Origin of the sequence: Streptomyces sp. NPDC046727 (assembly GCF_040645635.1) — a bacterium.
Lineage (GTDB): Bacteria > Actinomycetota > Actinomycetes > Streptomycetales > Streptomycetaceae > Streptomyces.
The window spans coordinates 394,390-415,153 of sequence record NZ_JBEYYR010000001.1 but is presented as its reverse complement, the minus strand read 5'-3'; the positions used below and the strand labels follow the sequence as shown (position 1 = coordinate 415,153).

The window sequence follows — 20,764 nt, the reverse complement described above, 5'->3', positions numbered from 1 at the left end:
CAAGGACATCACCGTCGTCCACGTCATGCGGCACGGCGAGGTGGAGAACCCGGACGGGATCCTGTACGGGCGGCTGCCCGGCTACCACCTGTCCGAGCTGGGCCGGCAGATGGCCGACCGGGTCGCCGAGCACCTCGCCGCGCGGGACGTCACCTATGTCTGCGCCTCCCCGCTGGAGCGGGCGCAGGAGACCGCCACCCCGATCGCCAAGGCGCACGGGCTGGACCTGGACACCGACGAGCGGCTGATCGAGGCCGACAACGTCTTCCAGGGCAAGACGTTCGGCGTCGGGGACGGCGCGCTGCGCAAGCCGGACAACTGGAAGCACCTCGTCAACCCGTTCCGGCCGTCCTGGGGCGAGCCGTACGTGGACCAGGTCGTCCGCATGATGGGCGCGCTGAACGCGGCCAAGGACCAGGCGCGCGGCCATGAGGCGGTGCTGGTCAGCCATCAGCTGCCGATCTGGATCGTGCGGTCGTACGTCGAGCGGCGCCGGCTGTGGCACGACCCGCGCAAGCGGCAGTGCACGCTCGCCTCCCTGACGTCCTTCACCTATCAGGGCGACAAGATCGTGTCCGTGGGGTACAGCGAGCCCGCCATCGACCTCGTCCCGGTCCATCTGCGCGCCGGCGTCAAGCCGGTGAAGGGCAAGAGCAAGGCCTTCGGCGCGTAACAGCCGTTTCTGACGGTCCGTTTGAAGTGACTTGGCACGCTTTTGCGCGTTCTGTTACGAAAAGCGGATAAATCAAAGGAACCTCCCCGATCGTCCCGCCCTCTCACTGGGTGACCAGCAGGCGCGACGATCGGGGATTTCCATGCGCACCTTCTCCCGGGCCCTCTCCCGGCGCGGAGCACTCGGCCTCGGCGCGGGCGCGGCGGCTGCCGCCTCGCTCGCCGGTTGCGGGAGCCTCACGTCGTCGGACGGCGGCCGGCACCCGAACGGTTCCGGCCAGGGCGGGCCGGGGCGCGACGGCAAGAACGGGAGCGGTGCGCGTCCGGCGCGGCCCATCGGTGACGGCTCCACCTCCTTCACGGGCCGGCAGCCGCACCAGCCGGCCAAGCCCGAGCCGCTGGAGCCGGGCCAGACCCCGCCGCAGTTCGTGATCTTCTCCTGGGACGGCGCCGGCGAGGTCGGCAACGGGCTCTTCCCGCGCTTCCTGGACCTGGCCAAGGAGCACGGCGCGAGCATGACCTTCTTCCTCTCGGGGCTGTACCTGCTGCCCGAGGCGAAGAAGCGCATGTACGAGCCCCCGAACAACCCGCGCGGTGCCTCCGACATCGGCTACCTCACCGACGACCACATCAAGGCCACGCTGAAGAACGTGCGCCGGGCCTGGCTGGAGGGGCACGAGATAGGCACCCACTTCAACGGGCACTTCTGCGCCGGCACCGGCACGGTCGGCAACTGGACCCCGCAGCAGTGGGAGAGCGAGATCCGGCAGGCCAAGGCGTTCGTGAAGGAGTGGCGGACCAACACCGGCTGGAGTGACCTGCCGTCGCTGCCGTTCGACTACGACAAGGAGCTGGTCGGCGGCCGTACGCCCTGTCTGCTCGGCCAGAACAATCTGCTGCCCACCGCCAAGAAGCTGGGCTGGCGCTACGACGCCTCCTCGCCGGGCGGGCGTCAGATGTGGCCGGAGAAGAAGCTGGGGATCTGGGACCTGCCGTTGCAGCAGATACCTTTCCCCGGACGTTCCTTCGAGGTGCTGTCCATGGACTACAACATGCTCGCCAACCAGTCCGTGAACTCGACCAAGGCGCCCTCCTACAACTACCCGGGCTGGCGCAAGCAGTCCGCGCAGGCGTACATCCAGGGATTCCAGCGGGCATACGAGACAAACCGGGCGCCGTTCTTCGTCGGCAACCACTTTGAGCAGTGGAACGGCGGCATCTACATGGACTCCGTCGAGGAGGCCTTCAAGCACATCGCGCGCGAGAAGGAGAAGGGCGCGGACGTGCGCCTGGTCTCCTTCCGGCAGTTCGTGGACTGGATGGACGTGCAGAAGCCCGAGGTGCTCGCCAAGCTGCGCACGCTGGGCGTCGGGCAGAAGCCCGCCGGGGGCTGGAAGGAGTTCCTGCGGGACGCCAAGTCGGCCTCCGGTGATGCCGCCTGAACCGCGATCGGGTCCGAAATGTCCCGTGTAAATACGCCCTGAAATGGGGTTTTCCGCCCGGCAGGGGGCCGCGCAAGATCCCCGGAACAGGCATGCGAAACTTTTCACATGAGTACCCGTAGCCGCGCCGTCCTGCTCACCGCTGTGGCCGCCGCCGCGGCCCTGACCCTGTCCGCGTGCGGAAAGGGCGGCATCTCCGGTGGCGGTGGCGACACCAACTTCGTCACCGGCCACAACGGAATCGACACCGTCCCGGCCGGCAAGCGCGCCGCGGTCCCGGACCTGTCGGGCAAGACCATCGACGGCAAGACCCTCGACGTCGCCGACTACAAGGGCAAGGTCGTCGTCCTCAACGTCTGGGGCGCCTGGTGCGGACCGTGCCGGAGCGAGGCGGAGTACTTCGCGAAGGTCTCCAAGGAGTACGAGAACAAGGGCGTCCAGTTCGTCGGCATCAACACCCGGGATCCCAGCACCACCCCCGCGGTCGCCTTCGAGAAGGAGCACGGCGTCGAGTACCCGAGCCTGTACGACCCCACGGGCAAGCTCATGCTCCGCTTCGAGAAGGGCACCCTCAACCCGCAGCTCATCCCGTCCACGCTCATCATCGACCGGCACGGGAAGGTCGCCGCGCGCGCCCTGGAGGCGGTCGACGACACCACCCTGCTGAGCATGATCAAGCCGGTCCTCGCGGAGAAGTGACGTGAGCGCACTCCTCACGCTCGCGGCGGAGACGGGCAAGAACCAGACCGTGCTCAACGGCACCCTGCTGGTCGCGCTGCCGGTCGCCCTGTTCGGCGGGCTCGTCTCCTTCTTCTCGCCCTGCGTACTGCCGCTGGTCCCCGGCTACCTCTCCTACGTCACCGGGGTCGCCGGCACCGACCTGGCGGAGGCAAGACGGGGGCGGATGGTCGCCGGTGCCTCCCTGTTCGTGCTCGGCTTCAGCGCCGTGTTCATCTCCGGCGGGGCGCTGTTCGGCTTCTTCGGTTCCACCCTGCAGGAGTACAAGGACACCCTGTCCCAGGTGCTCGGCGTGCTCATGATCGCCATGGGCGTGTTCTTCATGGGGCTGATGCCCTGGTTCACCCAGCGCGAGTTCCGCTTCCACAAGCGGCCGACGACCGGCCTGGTGGGAGCGCCCATACTCGGTGCGCTGTTCGGCGTCGGCTGGACGCCCTGCATCGGCCCGACCCTCGCGTCGGTGAACTTCCTCTCCTGGCACGAGTCGAGCGCCGGGCGCGGCGCCGTGCTGATGATCGCCTACTGCCTCGGTCTCGGCCTGCCCTTCGTGCTCGCCGCAGTCGCCTTCCGCAAGGCGCTCGGTGCGTTCGGCTGGGTCAAGCGCCACTATGTCTGGGTGATGCGCATCGGCGGCACGATGATGATCGTGACCGGTGCGCTGCTGCTGACCGGGGCCTGGGACGGCCTCGTGCAGGAGATGCAGGGCTGGTCCGACGGCTTCACTGTGGGGATCTGATCGATGAGCAAGACCGACACCGACACGAGCCGGGACCAGGAGGGCCTCGGAGCGGCGGGCTCCCAGCTGTCCACCGCCCCGCAGGACGAGATCTCCACCCCGCCCGCCCTCGGCGTCATCGGCTGGACCCGCTGGTTCTGGCGGCAGCTGACCTCCATGCGGGTCGCGCTGCTGCTGCTCCTGCTGCTCTCGCTCGGCGCGATCCCCGGCTCGCTGATCCCGCAGACCGGCGCGGACGCGGCCAAGGTCGAGGACTTCCGCGCCGCCCACCGGACGCTCGCGCCGGTCTACGACAAGCTCGGCCTGTTCCACGTCTACAGCTCGGTGTGGTTCTCCGCGATCTACATCCTGCTGTTCGTCTCCCTCATCGGCTGCATCATCCCGCGCACCTGGCAGTTCGTCGGCCAGCTGCGCGGCCGGCCGCCGGGTGCCCCCAAGCGGCTGACCCGGCTGCCCGCCTACACGACCTGGCGTACGACCGCCGACCCGGAGCAGGTCCGCGAGGCCGCGCTCGCCCTGCTGAAGAAGCGCCGCTTCCGCGCCCATGTCGCCGGTGACGCCGTCGCCGCCGAGAAGGGCTATCTGCGCGAGCTGGGCAACCTGGTCTTCCACATCGCCCTGATCGTCCTGCTGGTCGCCTTCGCCTCCGGGCAGCTGTACAAGTCGGACGGCACCAAGCTGGTGGTGGAGGGCCACGGCTTCGCCAACGCGCTGCCGCAGTACGACGACTTCAAGTCCGGCAACCTGTTCCAGGCCGACGACCTCGTCCCGTTCAGCTTCGACCTCAAGGACTTCGAGGGCACCTACGAGGTCAGCGGCCCGAACAAGGGCACCCCGCGCACCTTCGAGGCGAAGATGCGCTACAGCGAGGGCGCGTACGGCAAGGAGAAGTCGACCACCGTCAAGGTCAACGAGCCGCTGGAGATCGGCGACGCCAAGGTCTACCTCGTCAGCCACGGCTACGCGCCCGTCGTCACCGTCCGGGACGGCAAGGGCAACAAGGTCTTCCACGACGCCGTACCGCTGCTGCCGCTCGACGGCAACGTCACCTCGAACGGCGTCGTCAAGGTGATGGACGGCTACCGCGACGCGAAGGGCAAGAAGGAGCAGCTCGGCTTCCAGGCGTTCTTCGTGCCGACGTTCGACGCCAAGAGCGGCACGATGCTCTCGCAGTTCCCCGCGCTGCTGAACCCGCTGCTCGCGGTGAACGCCTACCACGGCGACCTCGGCAGCGTGAACGCGGGCGTCCCGCAGAGCGTGTACCAGCTCGACAAGAAGCACATGACGGCGTTCAAGGACGGCAAGGGCAAGCTGCTGAAGAAGCTGCTCCAGCCGGGCGACACCCTCACGCTGCCGAACGGCGCCGGGTCCATCACCTTCGAGAAGGACATCAAGGAGTGGGCCGGCTTCGAGATCGTCCAGGAGCCGGGCAGCGGCTGGGCGCTCGGCGGCGCCGTCGCCGCGATCTTCGGCCTCGCCGGTTCCCTGTTCATCCAGCGCCGCCGTGTCTGGGTGCGGGCGGTGCGCGGCGCGGACGGCGTGACGGTGGTGGAGATGGCCGGGCTCGGCCGCAGCGAATCCGCGAAGGTGCCCGACGAACTGGGCGACCTCGCCGGAACCCTCTACGACCAGGCGCCGGGGGCACCCGACCCCGACGACAACCCTTCACCCACCCCCGACCCCCAAGTCGTACCTGCCGAAGGGGCTGAGAAGTGACTCTCGCCGCCGCAACCGACCTCGCCGCCGCAACCAACGAGCACCTGGCGAGCATCAGCAACACGCTGATCTACTCGTCGATGGCCGTCTACACCCTGGCCTTCTTCGCCTACATCGCCGAGTGGCTGTTCGGCAGCCGCAGCAAGGTCGGCCGTACGGCCGCCGCGCTCACCGCCGGCGCCGGGCAGCAGGCGGGCGCGCCCGCCGTCACGGTGCGGGGGGCCGGGGGCACCGCCGTGCTGGAGCGGCCCAAGGTCGTCGTCCGCTCGGCGTCCGGCGCCCGGGACGTGCCGGACGGGCCCGGCGCGCACGGCGGCGACGAGCAGGGCGACCTCTACGGGCGGATCGCCATCTCCCTCACCGTGCTCGCGTTCCTGGTGGAGCTGGGCGGCGTCGTCACCCGCGCGGCCTCCGTGGAGCGCGCGCCGTGGGGCAACATGTACGAGTTCAACATCACCTTCTCCACGGTCGCCGTCGGTGTGTACCTCGCGCTGCTGGCCCTGAAGAAGAACGTGCGCTGGCTCGGCCTGTTCCTCACCACGACGGTCCTGCTCGACCTGGGCCTCGCGGTCACCGTCCTGTACACGGCCAGCGACCAGCTGGTGCCCGCCCTGCACTCGTACTGGCTGTACATCCACGTCTCCACCGCGATCTTCTGCGGCGCGGTGTTCTACGTCGGCGCGGTCGCCACGATCCTGTACCTGTTCAAGGACTCGTACGAGAACAAGCTGCAGACCGGCGGCAAGCCCGGCGCGTTCGCGACCTCGGTGCTGGAGCGCCTCCCGGCGTCGGCGTCGCTGGACAAGTTCGCCTACCGGATCAACGCGGCCGTCTTCCCGCTGTGGACGTTCACGATCATCGCGGGCGCGATCTGGGCGGGCGACGCCTGGGGCCGGTACTGGAACTGGGACCCGAAGGAGACCTGGTCCTTCATCACCTGGATCGCCTACGCCTGCTACCTGCACGCGCGGGCCACGGCCGGCTGGAAGGGCCGCAAGGCCGCCTACCTGGCGATGATCGCCTTCGGCTGCTGGCTGTTCAACTACTACGGCGTCAACATCTTCGTCAGCGGCAAGCACTCCTACGCGGGCGTGTGACCGCCCGGTCGGTGACACTGGTGTCATGAGCGGTTCCATCGCACAGGGCACCAGTCAGACCCACGGGAACACGCACATACTCCACTTCCTGGTGCGGCTCCCGAGGTCCATGGAGGAGGTCTGGCGGTCGGTGGCCACCCAGGAGGGGCTCGCGGAGTGGTTCACCGCCGTGGACGTCCTCGAACCCCGGCTCGACGGCCTGGTCGCCCTGCCCGAGCTGGGCACCGGCCGGGTCACCGCGTGGGACGTGGACCGGGTCGCGGAGTACACCGTCGGGGACGGCGGCCGTATCCGGTTCCATCTGGAGCGGGCCGGGGACGGGGAGAGCGCGCTGCGCTTCACCCATGAGTTCCAGGGCGAGGGGGAGTCGGAAGCTGCCTGGCGCGCCAGATTCGAACGACTGATCGAACTGCTCCAGCGTCCTTGACCGTCCCACGACGCCCCTGGCCTCCTCAGGACGGCGGCAGACACTCCTTCCCCGGCGGCTTCTCCTCCGGCCAGGCGATCCGCACGAAGCGCGAGCCGCCCTCGGGGGTCAGCTCCACGATCGGCACCGCCTTGTCGTACGGGTTGCCGTGCACGTCCAGGCAGATCCAGCCGCTCGCCCCGCTCACCCGCAAAGAGCCCTTGACCTGCGGCCACTGCAGGCCGACGTCCGTGAGGGCCGGGACGGTCCGGTCGGCCGGCACCGCCTCGCGGATGCCGTGCACCGCGAGCAGCAGGGTGTCGTAGCCGATGATCAGCTGCCCGTCGTCCAGGGCGGCCTGGCCGATCGGGCCCGTCGGCTCCCGGGACGCGTCCGTCAGCAGCTGCCGCAGCGTCGAGAAGTCGGCCGCCGAGCCGCCCGTCCGCGCCGGGTTCTTCGTCCAGGCGTCCGGGTGGGCGAGGGAGGTGTAGCGGACGGAGAGGTTGTGCCGGAGCGCGCTGCGGTCCAGGTCCTTCTCGTGGGTCAGGTAGGAGGCCTCGTCGCCGGTCAGCAGCGTGAACTTCCGGTCCTGACAGCCCCGCCCGCCCAGGGCGTTGATGAACTGGCGCAGCTGGGTGTGCCGGCCGGCGAACAGGATCGTGTCCGTCTGCCGGGAGGTGTCGCACACCAGGTGCGTGATCTGCCGGAAGGTGTTCGCGGTCGTGCCCTCCTCGGTGCGGTCGGCGGGCGGGGTGAACGGCTGCGGCTCGTACGGCGACCCCTTGATCAGCGCCGCGAACGACTCCTGGAGGGTCCGGGTGTACGGGTCGCCGGGCTTGTCGTACACCAGCAGCGCCTTGCCCGCGCTCACCTTGGCGAAGGAGGCCAGCGCGCGCGCCTCGTCGGTGTTGGTCGGCGCCACCCGGGCCAGCCCCGGGTAGGGGTCCTTGCCGCGCTGCCCGTTGGCGAGGTCGTCGGCGGTGATGGAGGAGCCGACCACCGGGACGCCGTGCCGGGTCAGCTCCCTGACGGCCTGCTTGTTGGCGTAGGTGCTCTGCCCGATGCCCGCGACCGCCCGAAGCCGGTCCTCGCCCGTCGTCATCTCGATCAGCTGCGCGACGGTCTGCCGCCAGTACGCGCCGGTCGCCCCCGGGTTGGCGAGCACCAGCCGGATCTGCGGGCGCTCCCCGTTGGAGTCGTGGTTGGCCTGGTACTGGGCCAGGTAGGCGCCCTGGAGCTGGTGGCGGATGTCGTTCAGGTTGGTCGGCGACGCGGAGGAGTACGGCAGCATCAGCGCCACGGTCACATGGCTGCCGGGCTTGAGGCGGTCGTTCTCCCGGCCGATCGCCCGGACGACGTCCCGCAGCCGGGGCTGCCCGAAGTCGTACGGCTCGGTCGCCACGCCCACGCACTCGTCGCTGCCCTCCGGCCGGCTCACCCCGTGCCCGCAGGACCGGTCCTCGTGCAGCAGGACCCGGACCACGACCACCGCGCCGGCCACCAGGGCCGCCGCCAGCAGCAGCGCCAGATAGCGGCGCAGCGGGATCTCCCACACGCCCTCGCGTATCCACGTGCCCACACCCCTGCGCGCCATCACGCCTCCCCGCTCCGGTCGTCCGGGCCGTCGTCCGCGTCGTCCGCGCCGCCGGGGCCGTCCATCGGGCGCCCGGCCAGCGCCGCCGCCGGCCAGTCCCGCGAGGCCCGCCACAGCAGCGCGTTGCCCGCCGGCCGCAGGTTGGACAGCTGCTCCAGCTCGAACCGGAGCCGGTCGCACACCTGCGGATCGGGCAGGACCAGCGGGTCCGCGAGCAGCCACACCGCGTGCAGCAGCCGCCGTATCCGCAGGTGCAGTACGGCGTCCGCGCCCTCCGGTACGGCGTGCTCGGCGTCCGTGCGGCCGAGCGCGACCGCGGCCCGACGGTCGCCGCGGCCGGTGAAGTCGCGGCCCTCGGCGTCGTGCGCGTGGAAGTAGGGCGCGGACGCGATGAAGCGCAGGGTGCGCAGCCAGGCCCGTGGGTCCGCGGTGGGGAAGAGGTCGCGCAGGTGGGCGACGGCCGCTTCCGTGCGCCCGAGGGCGAGTTCGTGGTGCAGCCGGTACCGGGCGTGCTCGGCGTCGGCATAGTGGGCGATCAGCGTCTCGTGCGCGGTGCGCCAGGACGCGTGGCCGTCGTCCCGCAGGTGCAGCCGGAGCAACAGCAGCGTGCGCACGAACGGGTCGCCGACGAACCGTCCCGGCACGGCGGGCAGGCCCTCCTCGGCGAGCAGTGTCTGCAGCGCCCGGACGCTCGCCGGGCCGAAGGTGTCCGGCAGCAGTGCCGTGGCCAGCACGCAGGCCGACCCGTGGTCGTGGGCGGCGGCCAGGACGGTCAGCTCGTCCAGCAGCTCGGCCGGCACCAGCCGGTCCAGCAGCGCCTCGTAGGCGGGCACGGGGGGCCGGTCCTCGGCGGGCCGTAACCCTGCCGTGAGGAGTTCGCCCAGCGAGGACACCCCGGGCAGGGCCCGCGCGGCCGACTCGGCGAGCAGCACGATGCCCATCGGGTTCCCGCCGGTCAGCCGGTGTGCGGCGGCCGGCAGTTGCGCCGGGACCGCGCTGTCCCCGCAGACCGCGCCGACGATGTGCAGGGTGTCGTCCGCGCTCAGCGGCGGCAGCGCGAGCAGCAGCGCCCGCGAGGAGGCGGTCGCGTCCGGCGTCCAGTCGCAGCGCCGGGCCACCTCCGGCAGCTCCCGCCGCACCGCGCCCGGCAGTTCCTCGCGCCCCTCGCCGCGCCGGGCCGCGACGAACGCCACCCGGTCCGCGATGCCCTCGGTACGGTCCCGCAGCACGGCCGCGACCAGCCCCGGGCCCGGCGCCGACTGCGCGTTGTCCAGCAGCACCAGCGGCCGGCCCAGCCGCTGCATCCGCGGCAGCACCCCCGCGTACGCCTCCGTCAGGTCGGCCAGCAGCGCCCGCACGAGATGCCGCTCGGCGTGCTCGCGGGAGCCGCCGCCGTCCCGGAAGTGCTGGGACAGCAGGATCAGTCCGCGCTGGGGGTTGCCGCCCGCGTTCGGATACGTCCGGTACCACGCCGACACCCTCTGGTGCCGGCGGCCGGTGAACCCCTCCGCGACGGCCTCCAGGGTCGCCTCGATGGCGCCCGACACCTCCGGCCCGGTGCCGGTGGCCGCGGCGACCACGTTGGCCGCCACCTTCCCGGCCCAGCGCCCGGCCAGCCCGCTGATCCAGGAGCCGCTCTCGTTCAGCAGCAGGATCCGCTCGACCTCGCGGCGGATCCGCTCCGAGTCGGCGTCGCCCCAGCCGCCGGCGGCCACCGCGACCAGGCCCGGCATCAGCCGCGGGAAGGTGATCCGCCCGGCGCCCGTCACCGGCGCCGCGAGCTGTTCGGCGAGCACCAGCAGCGCCTGCCCGAGCGGTGACCAGGAGGCGGCGGGCCGGTCCGCGGGCGGGGCCCGGAACTGGTCCTCCGCGCAGTCGATCAGCGCGACCGGCGTATGCCCTTTGTAGGCGTCCCGCAGTTCGGCGAGGACCGCGCTCTTGCCGAGCCCGCGCGCTCCGGTGAGCACCACGAACGGCGGTTCGTCCGGATGCTCGTACGGATGTGCGCGGTGCTGGTGCGGGCGCAGGCCCACCAGCCGGGGCGCGAGGCCGGCCGGATCGACGTCGAACAGCGCTCCTCGCCCGTGCAACCGTCTGTGCACCGCATCTCCCCCTCAGCAGCAGTGCATCTCCCCCTCAACAGCAGTGTAGGAAGGGGGAGTTGCTTCCGGCCAGAATGCGTGGTGTCCGTTGGGTCACGAAACCGCCGGGAGGCTGCCGTGGGCCACCGAGGCGATCCGGTCCCGCAGCCGCTCGACGTAGAGCCGCATGTTCTTGGCCGCGGTGTCCGTGTCCGGGTACCGGCTCGCCAGCCACAGCCCCTCGGGCAGCCGGTTCACCCACACGCACACCTGGTCCCCGTACGACACCCTGAGCAGCCCGTACGCCTTCAGCTCGGCCCACTCCCCGGCGCCGGGCAGGGAGCGGGTGTCGACGTAGGAGACGATCGAGTGCAGGTCCGGGGAGGTCGGCCGGAAGTCCGTGCCGAGCAGCCCCAGCACCCGGGCCAGCGGCATCCGGGCCAGTGACCGGTTCGTCCGCAGCTCGGCGCGCACCGCCCGCAGGGCCTCCGGGAAGCCGTGCAGGCGGTCCACGGGCACCTCGATCGGGGCGCCGCCCACGTACCAGCCCACCGAGTCGTTCCACCGCGACGTGACGCGGGTGTGGAACGGCACCACCGTCCGGTACACCGGCTGCCCGCCGAGTTCGTGGACGATCAGCCCGGTCGCGGCCAGCAGCCCGACCAGGCTGCCGCCGTAGGGCCTGCAGTACGCCTCGAACGCCGCCGCCGCGCCGGCGTCCGCCAGCGGCTCGCACAGCATCCGCTGCGGGGGCAGCGGGCCGCCCGGCGCCAGGCCCAGGTCGACCGGGAAGCCCGGCAGCGTGCCGTCGCAGCGGCGGATGAACTCCCGCCAGCGTTCCACGATCGTGTGCCGGCCGTCGATGCCGTCCGCGTGGGCCCGCTCGATCTCGCAGAAGTCGACGTAGCTGGCGGCCGGCGCCGGGTCGCCGGGGTCGGTGCCGGGCCGGCCCGCCGCGTACAGCTCGTGGATCTCGGCGGGGATCCGGTGCACGGAGTAGGCGTCGACGTTGCTGTGGTCGAAGGCCAGGTACACGCTCGCGCCGTCGTCCCGGACGACCGCCGCGTAGATCAGGTTCGGCCAGCGCAGCGCGTCCGCGACCGTGTCGAACCGGTCCTGGAGGTGCCGTACGAGCTCGTCCGCGTCGGGGAAGTCGCCCGCCTCCTCCCGGTGCAGGGACACGTCGGCCGCGTCCAGCGTGAACCGGCGCAGCTCCGCACCGGCCCAGCGGAAGCCGCTGCGCAGCGTCTCGTGCCGTACGGTCCAGGCGCGCAGGGCCCGCTCCAGCGCGTCCAGGTCGACCGGGCCGGGCACGTCGAAGGCGACTCCGAGCCAGGTCGGCACGAACAGCCCCGTCTCCCGGACGCGCCTGGCCGTCCTGATGTGCGACTCCTGGATGTAGGCGGGCGGCCGGGAGTCCTCCGGGAGTGCCGTCGCCGCGGCGACGGTGGCCGGACTCAGCGTCCACTCGACGAGCCGTCCGGGCCGGATCTCGCAGCGCTGGATGTCAGTGATTCGCACGCGTCTCCCATCGCAGAAAGGGGGCCCCTGGATGCGGGCCCCCTGCAAGGGCAATGCCGTGGGACGCGGCCGGGACATGCCCGTCCGGTTCATTTCAACGGAACGGGTGGCCGGCCGAACGCGGAGTTGATTAACCGTCGGTGACCGGCCGGGGGTCTGCCCGGGAGTCAGCCTACGGTGATCGAGTCGAGCTTCTCGCGCAGGTACACGTGCGAGTCGACCGGCGGGTACGCCACTCGGCCCACCGGCGCGGGCACGGACTCCACCAGCGTGCCCGGGGTGCACTCGCCGAAGTAGACGAGGGACATCAGCTCCTCGGCGGGCGCGTCGACGGGCGGCGGCAGCACCCGGTGCCGCCCCGAGCGCCACCGGTCGCCGGTCCAGCGGGCCAGCAGGTCACCGATGTTGACGGTGAACGCGTCCGGGTCGTACGGCGCGTCCTCCCAGCCGCCGGCGTCGGTGTACACCTGGAGCCCGCCCTTGCCGGACTGCCGGTCCAGGATGGTGACGGTCCCGAAGTCGGTGTGCGGCCCGATCCGGAACTGCCCCGGCTCGGGCTCGCCGGTCACCTCGGTCCCCGGGTACCAGTTGATGTTGAAGCCGTACGTCGGGTGGTCCATGTGCCGGGAGAAGAAGTCGGGTGCGAGCCCGAGCGCGGACCCCAGCAGGAACAGCAGCTCCTTCTCCAGCGCGGCCATCCGGCCCAGGTACTCCTCGCACAGCGGCCGGAGCCCGGGGACCTCGCCGGGCCACACGTTGGGCGCGTACCACTCGGCGTTGACGACCGGGTCCTCGAACGGCTCGTCGGTCGCGAAGGTGAGCGACTCCTTCAGGTCGGGCGGGGTCTCGGTGCCCTCCGCGTACGCGTTGGCCTCGGCGCCCGGCCCGAGCCAGCCGCGCCCGCCGACCTTCGCCGCGTACCGCTGCTTGACCTCGGCGGGCAGCAGGAAGAACTCCCGCGCGGCCGACCGGATCCGGGCCCGCAGCCCCGGATCCACGCCGTGCCCGGTGAGCAGCAGGAACCCGGCGGTCTGCAGAGCCTGGTCGACGGCCTTCGCGAGCCGGGCCCGCGTCCCCGCGTCCCCCTCGGTCCAGGGCCGCAGATCGATGGTGGGAATCACACCGCCCATGCTTCCACCTTCACATCACGGCTGCGGACCGTCGCCGCCCTTGCCGTTGCGCGCGTCGAGGGACTTCAGGAACTCCGGGTTGTCGTCGGGGGCGACCCAACCCTCGGGGGTGCCCCGATGCTCCTCCGAGGGGGTCGGGCCGTCCGCCGGACCCCGCCGCAGCCGGCCGACGGAGTAGATGAACAGAGCCAGGACCAGCAGGAACGGCAGATACCCGAGCATGGCCGCGCGTACTCCCCACGCCGTGAGACGACCCTGGTGACCGGGCCAGGGTAGCGGGTGGCCGATACTGGGACGCATGGCTTACGACGATCTTCGCTCCCTGCTCAGGGCACTGGAGCGCGAGGGAGACCTCAAGCGGATCAAGGCCGAGGTCGACCCGTATCTGGAGGTCGGGGAGATCGTCGACCGGGTGCAGAAGGCCGGGGGACCGGCGCTGCTCTTCGAGAACGTGAAGGGCTCGGCGATGCCCCTCGCGATGAACGTCTTCGGCACCGACCGCCGCCTGCTGAAGGCGCTGGGGCTGAAGTCGTACGGCGAGATCTCCGAGAAGATCGGCGGCCTGCTGCGGCCCGAGCTGCCGCACGGCTTCGTCGGGGTGCGCGAGGCCTTCGGCAAGCTGGGCGCGATGACCCACGTGCCGCCGAAGAAGGTGAAGGAAGCCCCCGTGCAGGAGGTCGTCCTCACCGGCGACGACGTCGACCTCGACCGGCTCCCGGCGCTCTTCACCTGGCCCCAGGACGGCGGCTCCTTCTTCAACCTGGGCCTGACCCACACCAAGGACCCGGAGTCGGGGATCCGCAACCTCGGCCTGTACCGCCTCCAGCGCCACGACAAGCGCACCATCGGCATGCACTGGCAGATCCACAAGGACAGCCGGAACCACTACCAGGTCGCCGCGCGCCGGGGCGAGCGCCTGCCCGTGGCCATCGCCTTCGGCTGCCCCCCGGCCGTCACCTACGCCTCCACGGCCCCCCTCCCCGGCGACATCGACGAGTACCTGTTCGCCGGGTTCATCGCGGGCAAGCGCATCGAGATGGTCGACTGCAAGACGGTCCCGCTCCAGGTGCCGGCGAACGCTGAGGTCGTCCTGGAGGGCTGGCTGGAGCCGGGCGAGATGCTGCCGGAGGGCCCCTTCGGCGACCACACCGGCTTCTACACCCCGCAGGAGCCGTTCCCGGCGCTGAAGATCGACTGCGTGACGATGCGGAAGCGCCCGCTGCTCCAGTCGATCGTCGTCGGCAGGCCCCCGACGGAGGACGGCCCCCTCGGCCGCGCGACGGAACGCTTCTTCCTCCCCCTCCTCAAGATCATCGTCCCGGACATCGTGGACTACCACCTGCCCGAGGCCGGCGGCTTCCACAACTGCGCGATCGTCTCGATCGACAAGAAGTACCCGAAGCACGCGCAGAAGGTGATGCACGCGATCTGGGGGGCCCACATGATGTCCCTCACCAAGCTGATCGTGGTCGTGGACTCCGACTGCGACGTCCACGACCTGCACGAGGTCGCCTGGCGGGCCCTCGGCAACACCGACTACGCCCGCGACCTCACGGTCGTGGAAGGCCCCGTCGACCACCTCGACCACGCCTCCTACCAGCAGTTCTGGGGCGGCAAGGCGGGCATCGACGCCACGAAGAAGTGGCCGGAGGAGGGCTACACCCGAGACGGGGGCTGGCCGGACATGGTCCTGTCGGACCCGGATACGGCGGCCCTGGTGGACCGCCGCTGGAAGGAGTACGGGCTGTGAGTTCCGCGTCCGCCGCCCTCCCGCAGCCGGGACGCACCAAGGCGTTCCTGCGTCTGGTGATGATCGAGCACTCGGTCTTCGCGCTGCCCTTCGCCTACATCGCCTCCCTCACGGCGATGTTCGAGTGGGACAAGAACATCCACTGGGGCCGCCTGCTCCTGGTCACGGTCTGCATGGTCGGCCTGCGTACGTTCGCGATGGCGGTCAACCGGATCATCGACCGCGAGATCGACGCCCGTAACCCGCGCACGGCCCACCGCGAGCTGGTGACCGGCGCGATGTCGGTGCGGCACGCCTGGACGGGCGCGCTGATCGCCCTGGTGGTCTTCCTCGGCGCGGCGGCCCTCCTCAACCCGCTCTGCCTGGCCCTGGCCCCCATCGCGGTGATCCCGATGGTGGTCTACCCGTACGGCAAACGCTTCACGAACTTCCCGCAGGCCATCCTGGGCCTGGCCCAGGCGATGGGCCCGGTCGGCGGCTGGCTCGCCATCTCGGGCTCGTGGTCCTGGGACGCGGTGATCCTCGGCCTCGCGGTCGGCGTCTGGATCGGCGGCTTCGACCTGATCTACGCCTGCCAGGACGTCGAGACCGACCGCGAGATCGGCGTCATGTCGGTCCCGGCCCGCTTCGGCATCCCGGCGGCGATCTGGGGCGCGCGCGTCTGCCACACGATCACCACGGCCCTGTTCGTCTGGTACGCCCTGGCCACCCACGCCGGCGCGTTCTTCTGGCTGGGCCTGCTGATCGTGGCCGGCGCGTTCCTCTACGAGCACTCGATCGTGCGCCCGCACGACCTGTCCCGCGTGAACAGGGCGTTCTTCAGCGTCAACGGGTTCATCGGCATTGCCCTGTTCGTGTGTGCCTTGCTGGATCTCCTGGTTCGGGGTCTGACGGTCTGAGCAGCCTTCGATGACGCGCGGTTCGTCGCGGAGCCCCGCTGGTATGCCTCTCGGGGCATCGCGAACTATCCGGTGCCGGACCCGCTCAAGGGCCACGCCGGCCCCGAGCTGACCGTGAACTCCCCCCTCGGCAAGCTCACCGTGCCCGCCTCCCGTCTCCCCGTCGACCCCAAGGCGCCCCACCCGGCCTGAGCGCGCCCCGACCCGCCGGTACGCTCAAGGTGTGAACGCAGGAGAAACGCAGCGCGTGCCTTGGATCGTGGGGGTGTCCGGAGCTTCCGGGACGCCGTACGCGGCTGCCGTGCTGCGGGCGCTGCTGGCGGCCGGGGAGGCGGTGGACCTGGTGGTCAGCCGGGCCTCGCGGCTGACGCTGCTGGACGAGACGGGGATCTCGTTCCGGGACGCGCACTGGCAGGACGACCTGCGGGAATGGCTGGCCCGCGGGGCCGACGGCAAGCCCGGGACGTTCGACGTGGACGTCAGCGGGGTGCGGTACTGGAGCGCGGGCGATCTCGCCGCCGGCCCGTCCTCGGGGTCGTACCCGGCGAAGGGGATGCTCATCGTTCCGGCCTCCACCGCCTGTGTGGCCGGTGTGGCGCTCGGGCTGTCCAAGGATCTGCTCCAGCGCACGGCGAGCGTCACGCTGAAGGAGCGCAGGCCGCTGGTCGTGGCCGTACGGGAGACCCCCTTGAACGGCCAGACCCTGCGGCACCTCGTCGCGCTGGACGACGCCGGCGCCATCGTCGTACCGGCCTCACCGGCCTTCTACGCGGGCGCCACCCACATCCAGGATCTGGTGGACTTCGTCGCCGGCCGGGTGCTGGACGCGGCGGGTGTCGAGCACGGCCTGTACCGCCGCTGGCGGGGCGAGCTGGGCGGCGGCACGGCGGGCGACTAGCAGTACCAGTACCTCTCATCACTTCAGGAACTTTCACCGGAAGGCTTCGATCGCATGGACGCGGTGGACAGGCAGCTCATCCAGGCCCTGAGGGAGAACGGCCGGGCCTCGTACGCGGAGCTGGGGCGTCTTGTCGGCCTGTCGGGCCCCAGCGTCACCGACCGCATCAACCGGCTGGAGGCGGCCGGTGTCATCACCGGCTACCGCGCGACGGTGAACGCGGCCTCGCTGGGCCTCGGTGTCACCGCGCTGATCGGCATCTCGCTGTCGGACGCGGCGGACCACGAGGACGTGGCGCAGCGGCTGCGGGACCTGCCGGAGATCGAGGACTGCTGGTTCATCGCCGGCGACGACTCGTACATGCTCAAGGTGCGCTCGACGGACGTCGACGGCCTGGAGCGGACCATCCGGCGGCTGAGCGGCACCAAGGGCGTGTCCCGGACCCGTACCACCATCGTGCTGTCCACGAAGTGGGAGAACCGGGTCGGGGAACTGCCGGAAGAGGTCTAGGGATACCGTTGGTCGGGCTGTCGTAGAAAGGTGTTGCCATGGACGTCGGGCTCAAGCGCGAGCTGGAGGAGAAGGTCCGCTCCGGTGAGCGGCTGACCCGCGAGGACGGCATCGCGCTGTACGAGTCGGACGACCTGGCCTGGCTGGGCGGCCTCGCCCACGAGGTGCGGACCCGCAAGAACGGTGACGTGGTCCACTTCAACGTCAACCGGCACCTCAACATGACGAACGTGTGCACCGCGTCCTGCGCGTACTGCTCGTTCCAGCGCAAGCCGGGCGAGAAGGACGCGTACACGATGCGCATCGAGGAGGCCGTCAAGCTCGCCAAGGCGATGGAGTCGGAGAACCTCACCGAGCTGCACATCGTCAACGGCCTGCACCCGAACCTGCCGTGGCGCTACTACCCGCGCTCCCTGCGCGAGCTGAAGGCGGCCCTCCCGGACGTCTCCCTCAAGGCCTTCACGGCGACGGAGATCCACCACTTCGAGACGATCAGCGGTCTGTCGGCCTCGGAGATCCTGGACGAGCTGATCGACGCCGGTCTGGAGTCGCTGACCGGCGGCGGCGCCGAGATCTTCGACTGGGAGGTCCGGCAGCACATCGTGGACCACCGCACCCACTGGGAGGACTGGTCCCGCATCCACCGCCTGGCGCACGAGAAGGGTCTCAAGACCCCGTGCACCATGCTGTACGGCCACATCGAGGAGCCCCGCCACCGCGTCGACCACGTGCTGCGGCTGCGTGAGCTGCAGGACGAGACGAACGGCTTCCAGGTCTTCATCCCGCTGCGGTACCAGCACGACTTCGTGGACATGAAGGACGGCAAGATCCGCAACCGCCTTCAGGCCCGCACCCAGATGGCGACCGGCGCGGAGGCCCTGAAGACCTTCGCGGTCTCCCGCCTCCTCTTCGACAACGTCCCGCACGTCAAGGTCTTCTGGGTCATGCACGGCGTCCAGACCGCGCAGCTGGCCCTCCAGCACGGCGCCGACGACATGGACGGCTCGGTCGTCGAGTACAAGATCACCCACGACGCGGACAACTACGGCACGCCGAACAAGCTGACCCGCGACGACCTCCTGGAACTGATCCGCGACGCCGGTTTCCGCCCGGTGGAACGCAACACGCGCTACGAGATCATCCGCGAGTACGAGGGCCCGGACCCGGCGCGCCGCGAGTCTCCCCAGCCGATGCGCGTGTGACTTTCCGGGGAAGGCCGGCTGGTCCCGCTCAAGGCGCGATCAGCCACAACGCACCCGCAGACGACATGAGGTCCGAACCCCCACGGCGGGTACTCGGGCCTCATGGCGACTACTCGAGCCCCAGAAGACGCCTACACCGCAGAACCTTTCGTTCCAGAAGGCGCCGACCTCCCAGCCCTCCGCCAAGCCGCCGCAGGCTGCCGTGGCTGTCCTCTCCACCGCGCCGCCACCCAGACCGTCTTCGGCAAGGGAGACCCGCACGCCCGCGTGATGCTCGTGGGCGAGCAGCCCGGTGACCAGGAGGACCGCCGGGGCGAACCCTTCGTGGGCCCGGCCGGAAAGCTGCTCGACCGGGCCCTGGAGGAAGCCGGTATCGACCCGGCGGACGCGTACGTCACCAACGCCGTCAAGCACTTCAAGTTCACCCAGGCCGAACCCCGCAAGCGCCGGATCCACAAGGCGCCGAGCCTGCGGGAGATGACGGCCTGCGGCCCCTGGCTGGCGGCGGAGCTGGCGCTGGTGGAGCCGGAACTGATCGTGGTGCTGGGCGCCACGGCCGGCAAGGCGCTGCTGGGGTCGTCGTTCCGGGTGGGCGAGGTGCGCGGGACGGTACTGGAGCGGGAGATCCACGGCAGGCCGGAGCTGCTCGTGCCGACCGTGCACCCGTCCTCCGTGCTGCGGGCGCAGGGCGACGAGGACCGCAGGGCGGCGTACGAGGGCCTGGTGGCCGACCTCACAGTGGCCGCACGAGCCCTCAGGTAATAGATACACTCGCCCTGTGCCACTTACCTTCACCCTGGATCCCGCGATCACCCCCGCCCTCCGCGACGGCATCCTCGACCTGTGGGCCGACGTCTCGAACGAGGGCGGCGCCGTCGGCTTCGTGCCCCCGGTCACCCGTGAGGAGATACGTCCGGAGCTGGTACGGCACTTCGTGCAGATGGCCGAGGGGCGCACACGGCTGCTCGTCGGCCACGACGAGGCCGGCCAGGTGGCCGCGACCGCCTTCCTCACCCAGAACTCCCACCGCCTGATGCTCCACTGGCTGTGGCTGTACACGGTGATGGTCCACCCCCGGCACCAGGGCAAGGGCTACGGCCGTGACCTGCTGGACGCCGCCGCGGACGCGGCCCGCGGGATCGAGGGCGTCGACGCGATCCGGCTGACCTGCCGCGGCGGGCACGGCCTGGAGCGGTTCTACGCCTCCTGCGGCTACAAGGAGGTCGGCCGGGTCCCGGACGCCATCCGGGTCGCGCCCGGCGACGACCGCGACGAGATCTTCATGCTGCTGCCGCTCGGCTGACCCCCTTGCAAGATCGCCCCGCGTTCGTGCTTCACTGGACGATGACCCCTTTTGGAATCGGACGAGTGGATTGAGATGCTCCGCTACACGCTGATGCGCCTCGGAATCTTCGCGGGCTGCCTCGTGATCGTCTGGGGAGCCGTCTACTCGGGCATCTTCCCGCGCGGTTTCGGCGACTCCAACTTCCTCTGGGTCCTGCTGCTCGCCATGGTCCTCTCGGCGCCGATCAGCTGGGTGGTGCTGCGCAAGGAGCGCGACCGGGCCTCCGTGCGGATCGTGCACAAGGTCGACCGGATGAAGGCGAACCTGGAGGCCAGCCGCAGCCAGGAGGACGGCGTCGCCTGACTCCTGACGGTTCGGCCCGTTCGGCCCGACAGTCCCGCCCGGGGGCCAACTAGTCTTGCCCCCATGGGTGCCGTCAAGACCAAACGGATGCCGAGGGCGGTGCGGGAGCAGCAGATGCTCGACGCTGCCGTACGGATTTTCGGGCAGCGCGGGTACATGGCCGCCTCGATGGACGAGATCGCCGAACTCGCGGGTGTGTCCAAGCCGTTGGTCTACCTGTACCTGAACTCGAAGGAAGACCTCTTCACCGCCTGCATCCGCCGCGAGGCCGCCGCGCTCACCGCGGCCGTCCGCGCGGGTGCCCGGCCCGGACTGCCCGTCGACCGGCAGCTCTGGGAGGGCCTGCGGGCGTTCTTCGCGCACACCGCCGAGCACCCCGACGGCTGGTCGGTGCTGCATCTCCAGGCCCGCACGCACGGGGAGCCGTTCGCGGCCGAGGTCGCGGCGATGCGGGCGGAGATCGTGGCGTTCGTGACCCGGCTGGTCGCGGTCGCGGCCCGGGAGGCGCACCACGACCCCGACCTCCCCGATCACGAGGTGGCCGGGCTGGCCGAGGCGCTGGTGGGGGCGGCGGAGTCCCTCGCGGCGTGGGCGAACACCACGTCCGGTGTCACCGCCCGGCAGGCGGCGGCCACGCTGATGAACTTCGCCTGGACGGGATTGGGCAACCTGATGGGGGGCCAGCTCTGGACTCCGCCGGCTGAATCGGCCTGAGGGGCGCGGG

Annotated in this window: 21 protein-coding genes; 16 read left to right on the top strand and 5 right to left on the bottom strand. The window is 70.8% G+C overall.

Features of this window, described 5'->3' with window-relative positions; all coding sequences use genetic code 11:
- Positions 1–25 precede the first annotated feature (25 nt).
- The 7 genes from ABZ937_RS01950 (at position 26) to ABZ937_RS01920 (ending at position 6,828) form a co-directional block, all read left to right on the top strand.
- Positions 26–673 (top strand): histidine phosphatase family protein, encoded by a 648-nt coding sequence (locus ABZ937_RS01950; protein WP_361684729.1) that lies wholly within the window; start codon positions 26–28, stop codon positions 671–673.
- 142 nt (positions 674–815) lie between these two features.
- Positions 816–2,114, top strand: coding sequence for a hypothetical protein (locus ABZ937_RS01945; RefSeq protein WP_361684599.1), 1,299 nt, complete (start codon positions 816–818; stop codon positions 2,112–2,114).
- Positions 2,115–2,222: 108 nt separating this feature from the next.
- Positions 2,223–2,813: a TlpA disulfide reductase family protein gene (locus tag ABZ937_RS01940; protein ID WP_361684597.1), complete on the top strand. Its 591-nt coding sequence runs from the start codon at positions 2,223–2,225 to the stop codon at positions 2,811–2,813.
- 1 nt (position 2,814) lies between these two features.
- Positions 2,815–3,588, top strand: coding sequence for a cytochrome c biogenesis protein CcdA (locus ABZ937_RS01935; protein WP_361684595.1), 774 nt, complete (start codon positions 2,815–2,817; stop codon positions 3,586–3,588).
- Positions 3,589–3,591: 3 nt separating this feature from the next.
- On the top strand, positions 3,592–5,304 hold the full coding sequence (locus ABZ937_RS01930; protein WP_361684593.1) for a cytochrome c biogenesis protein ResB: 1,713 nt from the start codon (positions 3,592–3,594) through the stop codon (positions 5,302–5,304).
- Complete coding sequence (gene ccsB, locus ABZ937_RS01925) at positions 5,301–6,401, top strand: c-type cytochrome biogenesis protein CcsB (protein ID WP_361684591.1); 1,101 nt, start codon at positions 5,301–5,303, stop codon at positions 6,399–6,401. Before ABZ937_RS01930 ends, ccsB begins: the two co-directional genes overlap by 4 nt.
- Positions 6,402–6,426: 25 nt before the next feature.
- Entirely contained in the window at positions 6,427–6,828 is a 402-nt protein-coding gene (locus tag ABZ937_RS01920) for a hypothetical protein (protein WP_361684589.1), read from the top strand.
- 25 nt (positions 6,829–6,853) lie between these two features.
- Here ABZ937_RS01920 and ABZ937_RS01915 read toward each other — a convergent pair whose 3' ends face one another.
- The 5 genes from ABZ937_RS01915 to ABZ937_RS01895 form a co-directional block, all read right to left on the bottom strand.
- On the bottom strand, positions 6,854–8,401 hold the full coding sequence (locus tag ABZ937_RS01915) for a hypothetical protein (RefSeq protein ID WP_361684587.1): 1,548 nt from the start codon (positions 8,399–8,401) through the stop codon (positions 6,854–6,856).
- Complete coding sequence (locus ABZ937_RS01910; protein WP_361684585.1) at positions 8,401–10,503, bottom strand: hypothetical protein; 2,103 nt, start codon at positions 10,501–10,503, stop codon at positions 8,401–8,403. The genes ABZ937_RS01915 and ABZ937_RS01910 overlap by 1 nt, the downstream gene beginning before the upstream one ends.
- A 93-nt stretch (positions 10,504–10,596) precedes the next feature.
- Positions 10,597–12,003: a condensation domain-containing protein gene (locus ABZ937_RS01905; RefSeq protein ID WP_361684583.1), complete on the bottom strand. Its 1,407-nt coding sequence runs from the start codon at positions 12,001–12,003 to the stop codon at positions 10,597–10,599.
- A 167-nt stretch (positions 12,004–12,170) separates the two neighbouring features.
- Entirely contained in the window at positions 12,171–13,133 is a 963-nt protein-coding gene (locus ABZ937_RS01900; protein WP_361684581.1) for a 2-oxoglutarate and iron-dependent oxygenase domain-containing protein, read from the bottom strand.
- 15 nt (positions 13,134–13,148) lie between these two features.
- Positions 13,149–13,355: a hypothetical protein gene (locus ABZ937_RS01895; protein ID WP_361684579.1), complete on the bottom strand. Its 207-nt coding sequence runs from the start codon at positions 13,353–13,355 to the stop codon at positions 13,149–13,151.
- A gap of 76 nt (positions 13,356–13,431) precedes the next feature.
- Between ABZ937_RS01895 and ABZ937_RS01890 the strand changes: the two genes are divergently transcribed.
- The 9 genes from ABZ937_RS01890 to ABZ937_RS01850 all read left to right on the top strand — a co-directional run bounded on the left by ABZ937_RS01890 (position 13,432) and on the right by ABZ937_RS01850 (position 20,754).
- The gene (locus ABZ937_RS01890; protein ID WP_361684577.1) at positions 13,432–14,883 is read left to right on the top strand and encodes a menaquinone biosynthesis decarboxylase; all 1,452 of its coding nucleotides are present in this window, start codon (positions 13,432–13,434) and stop codon (positions 14,881–14,883) included.
- A complete protein-coding gene (gene mqnP, locus ABZ937_RS01885; protein ID WP_361684575.1) occupies positions 14,880–15,782 on the top strand; it encodes a menaquinone biosynthesis prenyltransferase MqnP in 903 nt (300 codons plus the stop codon). The genes ABZ937_RS01890 and mqnP overlap by 4 nt, the downstream gene beginning before the upstream one ends.
- 247 nt (positions 15,783–16,029) lie before the next feature.
- Positions 16,030–16,680 (top strand): UbiX family flavin prenyltransferase, encoded by a 651-nt coding sequence (locus ABZ937_RS01880; RefSeq protein WP_361684573.1) that lies wholly within the window; start codon positions 16,030–16,032, stop codon positions 16,678–16,680.
- A gap of 54 nt (positions 16,681–16,734) precedes the next feature.
- The gene (locus ABZ937_RS01875; RefSeq protein ID WP_061928809.1) at positions 16,735–17,190 is read left to right on the top strand and encodes an Lrp/AsnC family transcriptional regulator; all 456 of its coding nucleotides are present in this window, start codon (positions 16,735–16,737) and stop codon (positions 17,188–17,190) included.
- 38 nt (positions 17,191–17,228) lie between these two features.
- Positions 17,229–18,392, top strand: coding sequence for an aminofutalosine synthase MqnE (gene mqnE, locus ABZ937_RS01870; RefSeq protein WP_201832529.1), 1,164 nt, complete (start codon positions 17,229–17,231; stop codon positions 18,390–18,392).
- 102 nt (positions 18,393–18,494) lie between these two features.
- Positions 18,495–19,154 carry a UdgX family uracil-DNA binding protein gene (locus ABZ937_RS01865; RefSeq protein ID WP_361684570.1) on the top strand — a complete coding sequence of 220 codons (660 nt, stop codon included), beginning with the start codon at positions 18,495–18,497 and terminating at the stop codon, positions 19,152–19,154.
- A 16-nt stretch (positions 19,155–19,170) separates the two neighbouring features.
- A complete protein-coding gene (locus tag ABZ937_RS01860; RefSeq protein WP_361684568.1) occupies positions 19,171–19,695 on the top strand; it encodes a GNAT family N-acetyltransferase in 525 nt (174 codons plus the stop codon).
- 75 nt (positions 19,696–19,770) lie between these two features.
- Positions 19,771–20,040, top strand: coding sequence for a DUF4229 domain-containing protein (locus tag ABZ937_RS01855; RefSeq protein WP_361684566.1), 270 nt, complete (start codon positions 19,771–19,773; stop codon positions 20,038–20,040).
- 63 nt (positions 20,041–20,103) lie between these two features.
- Positions 20,104–20,754 (top strand): TetR/AcrR family transcriptional regulator, encoded by a 651-nt coding sequence (locus ABZ937_RS01850; RefSeq protein WP_361684564.1) that lies wholly within the window; start codon positions 20,104–20,106, stop codon positions 20,752–20,754.
- The last annotated feature ends 10 nt before the right edge of the window (positions 20,755–20,764 follow it).